The following is a 381-nucleotide window of genomic DNA, read 5'->3' as shown; positions in this document are numbered from 1 at the left end:
AACAAGGTAGCCGTATCGGAAGGTGCGGCTGGATCACCTCCTTTCTAAGGAAAATGCCCATGTGGCATTGCCCATCGTTCAGTTTTGAGAGACCAAATCTCTCGACAATCAAAATATGAGGGCCTATAGCTCAGCTGGTTAGAGCGCACGCCTGATAAGCGTGAGGTCGGTGGTTCGAGTCCACTTAGGCCCACCATTTTTTTGAGAATTCCTATATGGGGCCTTAGCTCAGCTGGGAGAGCGCCTGCCTTGCACGCAGGAGGTCAGCGGTTCGATCCCGCTAGGCTCCACTTTGTTCCTTGAAAACTGAAGATTCATCAAGACATCAAACCAATTAATTTCACATATGGTCCGTGAGGACCGTGTGTCTTAGACGCTAGA

Annotated in this window: 2 tRNA genes; both read left to right on the top strand. The window is 49.9% G+C overall.

Annotated features, from left to right (window positions below):
- The first annotated feature begins 119 nt into the window (after positions 1-119).
- Positions 120-196: transfer RNA gene (locus tag KNP64_RS14765), tRNA-Ile, on the top strand.
- A 21-nt stretch (positions 197-217) separates the two neighbouring features.
- A tRNA-Ala gene (locus KNP64_RS14760) sits at positions 218-290 on the top strand.
- Positions 291-381: the final 91 nt, after the last annotated feature.

The sequence above is a fragment of the Exiguobacterium sp. s64 genome, assembly GCF_018618035.1.
GTDB lineage: Bacteria > Bacillota > Bacilli > Exiguobacteriales > Exiguobacteriaceae > Exiguobacterium > Exiguobacterium mexicanum_A.
This window is presented reverse-complemented; position numbering and strand designations above follow the sequence as displayed.